Here is a 5,459-nt window from a genome sequence, read left to right as displayed (position 1 = left end):
TCGACGACGCCGCGCATCCGGATGGAGCCGCGACCGGTCGAATACGCGTCCTGAATACCCTGGCCGCCGACGATGAGTCCGTGGGTGGGGAAGTCTGGGCCCTTGACGCGTTCCATGCACGCGGCAAGGGTTGCTTCCTCGTCGGCCTCGAAGTTGTCCAGCGCCCAGAACACCGCATCGCCCAGTTCGCGAAGATTGTGCGGCGGGATGTTGGTGGCCATACCGACGGCAATACCGTTGGAGCCGTTCATCAACAGGTTCGGCACGCGCGACGGAAGTACCGTCGGCTCTTGGGTTTTGCCGTCGTAGTTGGGGATGAAGTCGACGGTTTCCTCGTCGATGTCGCGCAGCATCTCCATCGCCAGCGGGGTCAACCGGGCTTCGGTGTATCGCATGGCGGCGGCACCGTCGTTGCCACGTGAACCGAAGTTGCCCTGGCCGTCGACGAGTGGGTACCGCATCGACCACGGCTGAGCCAGACGCACCAGTGCGTCGTAGATCGAGGTGTCGCCGTGGGGATGGTAGTTACCCATCGTTTCGGCAACGGGGCGTGCGGATTTGACGTAGCTGCGGTCGGGGCGGAAGCCCGAGTCGTACATCGCATACAGGACACGACGGTGCACCGGCTTGAGGCCGTCACGCACCTCGGGCAGGGCACGACCGACGATGACGCTCATGGCGTAATCGATATAACTGCGCTGCATTTCCTGCTGGATGTCGACCGGATCGATCCGGTCTCCGCCCTCGGCGTTGGTGGTCGAACCCGGCGGGGGTCCTACCGGCGGTTCGGTGATGTCAGACATGCAAATCTCCTCGAGAAACGGTCACCTCCACGCACCGAGAAACCTCATCGGTGCGTGAAGGGAAGTGACTAAACGTCAAGAAAGCGAACATCTTTCGCGTTGCGGGCAATGAAGCTTCGGCGTGCGGAGACGTCCTCGCCCATCAGGACGCTGAACAATTCGTCGGCCGCGGCCGCGTCATCGAGGGTGACCAGACGCAGGACTCGCACAGCCGGGTCCATCGTGGTTTCCCACAGCTCCTTGGCGTTCATCTCGCCGAGGCCCTTGTAGCGCTGGACGCCGTCCTCGACGTTGATCTTGCGCTTGTTGGCGATGCCGGCCTCGAGCAGTCCGTCGCGTTCACGATCGGAGTAGGCGAAGTCGGGTTCACCGCGGCTCCACTTGAGCTTGTACAGCGGCGGCATGGCGAGGTAGACGTGACCGTTCTCGATCAACGGACGCATGAACCGGAACAGCAGAGTCATCAGAAGCGTCGAGATGTGCTGACCGTCGACGTCGGCGTCGGCCATCAGCACGATCTTGTGATAACGCAGCTTGGTGATGTCGAACTCGTCGTGGATGCCGGTTCCGAAGGCGGTGATGATCGCCTGAACCTCGTTGTTCTTGAGGACGCGGTCGATACGAGCCTTCTCGACGTTGATGATCTTTCCCCGCAGCGGCAGGATCGCCTGGAACATCGAGTCGCGTCCGGATTTGGCCGAGCCGCCTGCGGAGTCGCCCTCCACGATGTAGATCTCGGACTTGCTCGGGTCGTTGGATCGGCAGTCGGCGAGCTTGCCGGGGAGACCACCGATATCGGTTGCGCTCTTGCGGCGCACCATCTCTCGCGCCTTACGCGCAGCCATGCGGGCCTGCGCGGAGGAGACTGCCTTGTTGATGATCGTCTTGGCGTCCGCCGGGTTCGACTCGAACCAGTGCGAGAGGTGCTCGTTGCAGGCCTTGAGGACGAACGATCGGATCTCGGTGTTGCCGAGCTTGGTCTTGGTCTGACCCTCGAACTGCGGCTCACCGACTCGGACCGAAATGACCGCGGCGAGGCCCTCACGAATGTCGTCGCCGGTCAGCTTGATGTCTTTTTCCTTGACCAGCTTCTTCTCGAGGGCGTACTTGTTCACCGTCGAGGTCAACGCGGTGCGGAAGCCCTCTTCGTGGGTACCGCCCTCGTGCGTGTTGATGGTGTTGGCGAAGGTGTGCACCGACTCGGAGTAACCGGCGTTCCACTGCATCGCGATCTCGACCTCGTGGCCTTCACCCTTGCCGGTGAAGCCCACGACCGAGTTGTGGATCGCGGTCTTGGTGCGGTTGATGTGCTTGACGAAGTCGACCAAGCCGTCGGGGTAGTGGTACGTCCGCTTGCGGACCTTGGCCGGCTTCGCGTTGGCCGCATCGGCCTGCTCTTCCTCGGCGGTCTTGGGAGCCTCGGCGGTCTCGCCCAATTCCTCCTCGGTGGCGTCGGTCGCGGCCACTCGCTCGTCGGTGAAGTTGATGGTCAGCCCCTTGTTCAGGAACGCCATCTCCTGCAGGCGGCGGTGCACGGTCTCGAAGCTGTAGTCGAGAGTCTCGAATATCTTGCCGTCGGCCCAGAAGCGGACGGTGGTGCCGGTCTCGTCGGTGTTCCCGACGGTTTCGAGCGGTCCGGGCTTGGCGTAGTCGTAGGTCTGGGTGTAGCGGTGACCGTCACGCGCGATCTGCAGTTCGACCTTGGTCGAGAGGGCATTGACCACCGAGATACCGACACCGTGCAGTCCGCCGGACACCGCGTACGAATCGGAGTCGAACTTGCCGCCGGCATGCAGCTGGGTCATGACGACCTCGACAGTGGGGACGCCGGACGAGTGCATGGCGACGGGAATTCCTCGACCGTCGTCGGTGACCTCGACACTGCCGTCCACGTGAATGGTGACGCCGACGGTGGAGGCATAACCGGCCATGGCCTCGTCGACGGAGTTGTCGACGACCTCCCAGATCAGGTGATGCAGGCCTCGTTCACCGGTGGAACCGATGTACATACCGGGCCTTTTACGAACCGCCTCCAGGCCCTCGAGGACCGTGATGGACGAAGCGCCGTAATCCTTGCTGTTCTCGTTGTTACCTGACTTCTGGGCAGCCACGGTTAGCTGGTTCTCCTTCTACGCGTCCACTACCCCGCTCACACCCCGACAGGGTGCTACCGCAGGGGCGAGCGCAGTCGATTCCGGCCGCGCCCGGGTCCATGCGTTGTTCCGGGCTTGATGTCGTACCGGTCCATAGTACTGGTTGCCTGCGACAGCATGGGCACGATGACACCCCTAAAAGGCCTCTGATTGCTTCACAGGCGCATTTTCAGGGTGCCGGGCGACAAAGATGAAGGGTAAATGCGGCGGCTCGGCTAGAGATCGAGCACGATCCGTTCACCCTCGGAACGGGACACACAGATCAACATCTCGTGTTCCTGCTCCTCGGCGGTGAGCCGGTTCTCCCGATGCTGCGGTGTTCCGCTGAGTACTCGAACGCGACACGTCCCGCAGAACCCCTGCTGGCAGGAGTACGCCACATCGGGCCTCAGACGCCGAATGGCATGCAACGCAGTCTCGTCCGGAGCCACTGCGATGATCTGTCCGGAATCGACGAGCTGCACCTCGAACTCGGCACCGTTCTTCACCGGCGGCGGTGAGAAACGCTCGAAGTGCAGATGCGTTGCCGGCAACGAGTCGAACGACGCCCGAACCAGATCGATCATCGGCGGAGGTCCGCACACGTAGACCGAACCCCCGGGCGCCGCGGCACCGAGCAGATCCATGCTCGACGGCATGCCGTCCACATCGTCGGTCCGCACCGTCACGCGGTCGGCGTCCCAGCCGGCGATCTCGTCGAGGAACGGCATCGATTCACGTGAGCGGCCGCAGTAGACGAGATGCCAATCCATCCCCGTCTCACGAGCACGACGCACCATCGAGATGATGGCTGTGATACCAATTCCGCCGGCCACGAACACGGCGTGCTCGGACTGCACGAAAGGAAAACCGTTGCGCGGCCCGCGAATTGCGACCTCGGTACCGACCTGCAGATCGTGCATCTCACGCGACCCACCCCCGCCGTCGGGAACCAAGCGCACCGCGATGGAGTACGAGTCGGCATTCGGCTGCCCACACAACGAGTACTGCCGACGGCGTCCGGACGGGAGATAGAAGTCCAGATGCATTCCCGGTGCCCACGCGGGCAGCACCTCACCGTCGGCGGCCGAGAAGGTCAGTTGGACCACTTGCTCGTCGACGCACAGCACCTCGCGCGCGACCAACGTCAGCAACCGGGTGCGAGCCACGGGCGGCGCAGCGAACGACGCGTCGTAGTCGTCACCGTCGAGCAGAGCGAACCATTTGTCGAGCGCATCGGTCACCAGTGACACGGTCTGATCGGGCTCGTCGCGGCCGTACAGATTCTTCGGAATGGTGCGTCCCGCCCGGAACGAGTCCACCATCTGTGCCATTGCGCCGAGCTTGCTCCGCAACGTGCGTTTGGTCATCGATCGGCGGACCGAGCTGCCGGTGAGGTGGCCAGATACTGCACTGCCTGCGCCGTCGAACCTTCCTGGGAAGGGTGGTAGGTGCGCTTGAAGTAACGCAACGACGCCTTCACCATCGACATCGGGGTCGGGAACAGGCCGGCATGGGCAACTCGACGAAATTCTCGGAACGACGGTGTGCGCTGCTTGGGTGGCAGGTGCGCCAGCGTCGGATCCTGGCTCATCAGAAAGCGAACACCGCGGGTCCAGAACCACACCAACGTGGGCGCGATGACGACGTAGGTACGAATACGGCGGGCCGGGCGGACGTCGAAGTACCGCATCACCTCGTAGGCCACCGATCGATGCTCGACCTCCTCGGCTCCGTGCCACCGCAGCAGATCCAGCATGATCGGGTCGACGTCGGCCTCGTCCAACTCCGAGGCATTGAGTACCCAATCGCCCAGGAAGGCGGTCAGGTGTTCTGCGGCAGCGATGAGGGCGAGACGTTCGACCAGACTGTTCTGACCGTGACCGGACCTGTTGCCGAGCGCGCGGCCGAACAGGAACTTCATCTGATCGACGTACGGGTCGACATCGATGCCGTGTGCCCGAAGCTGATCGTGGACATCGGTGTGTGCCTGGGCGTGCATGGCTTCCTGGCCGATGAACCCGATGACGTCGTCGCGCAGCTGATCGTCGTGGATCAGCGGCAACGCTTCCTTGAAGGTGCGCACGAACCATTCCTCGCCCTCGGGCAGGAGCAGGTGCATCACGTTGATCAGGTGCGTCGCGAGCGGATTGCCGTCCATGTAGTGCAACGGCAGGGACTTCCAGTCGAACTCGACATTCCGGGCATGGAGAACGACTCGGTCTTCGGGGGTCCCGTCGACATCGACGGCCGCTGTCGATGCCTTCTTCGTTGGTGCAGACACAACTTCTCCTCGTCCGATGGCCGCGTAGAACATCTTCATCGATCCCCCGACCGCTGAGTGTCGCGAATCACGCTACGCACATCGACCATGTCACAGCAACACTGGCCCCAACATCTGTTGAGGATCACCTGGACCAGGCACTTCGAAAAGCATACGTTGGGACGTCTCACTATCCGTACGTGTCGCGCGGGCCCCGCCCGCGCACGTGACGCTCACCTTTTCTCCAGCTCTGCGTCGTCG

The 5,459-nt window shown here is 62.9% G+C and carries 4 protein-coding genes; all 4 read right to left on the bottom strand.

Annotation, left to right across the window (positions count from 1 at the left end):
• Nucleotides 1–803 (bottom strand): DNA gyrase subunit A (locus CH256_RS07285; protein ID WP_306438708.1); only part of this gene is annotated, 803 nt, incomplete at its 3' end.
• A 68-nt stretch (nt 804–871) separates the two neighbouring features.
• Nucleotides 872–2,914: a DNA topoisomerase (ATP-hydrolyzing) subunit B gene (gene gyrB, locus CH256_RS07280; protein ID WP_094638409.1), complete on the bottom strand. Its 2,043-nt coding sequence runs from the start codon at nt 2,912–2,914 to the stop codon at nt 872–874.
• Between the two features lie 257 nt (nt 2,915–3,171).
• Entirely contained in the window at nt 3,172–4,269 is a 1,098-nt protein-coding gene (locus CH256_RS07275) for a PDR/VanB family oxidoreductase (protein ID WP_094669209.1), read from the bottom strand.
• Between the two features lie 32 nt (nt 4,270–4,301).
• Complete coding sequence (locus tag CH256_RS07270) at nt 4,302–5,219, bottom strand: metal-dependent hydrolase (protein ID WP_068047722.1); 918 nt, start codon at nt 5,217–5,219, stop codon at nt 4,302–4,304.
• Nucleotides 5,220–5,459: the final 240 nt, after the last annotated feature.

Origin of the sequence: Rhodococcus sp. 05-2254-6 (assembly GCF_002258565.1) — a bacterium.
Taxonomy (GTDB): Bacteria; Actinomycetota; Actinomycetes; order Mycobacteriales; family Mycobacteriaceae; genus Rhodococcoides.
Note: the sequence above shows the minus strand (reverse complement) of the source record. Positions and strands in the feature narration are given on the sequence as shown.

Coding starts and splice junctions, on each gene's coding strand:
- CH256_RS07275 (WP_094669209.1), bottom strand. CDS start 4,269: ATGGCACAGATGGTGGACTCGTTCCGGGCGGGACGCACCATTCCGAAG.